Here is a 251-nt window from a genome sequence, read left to right on the forward strand (position 1 = left end):
CGGCCGCAAGGTTAAAACTCAAATGAATTGACGGGGGCCCGCACAAGCGGTGGAGCATGTGGTTTAATTCGATGCAACGCGAAGAACCTTACCTACACTTGACATACAGAGAACTTACTAGAGATAGTTTGGTGCCTTCGGGAACTCTGATACAGGTGCTGCATGGCTGTCGTCAGCTCGTGTTGTGAGATGTTGGGTTAAGTCCCGCAACGAGCGCAACCCCTATCCTTAGTTGCTAGCAGGTAATGCTG

The 251-nt window shown here is 50.6% G+C and carries 1 rRNA gene; it reads left to right on the forward strand.

Features of this window, described 5'->3' with window-relative positions:
• Positions 1–251: ribosomal RNA gene (locus H5163_RS21145) — 16S ribosomal RNA — on the forward strand; the annotation flags it as partial.

The organism is Pseudoalteromonas sp. SG44-8 (assembly GCF_014164125.1).
Taxonomy (GTDB): Bacteria; Pseudomonadota; Gammaproteobacteria; order Enterobacterales; family Alteromonadaceae; genus Pseudoalteromonas; species Pseudoalteromonas rhizosphaerae.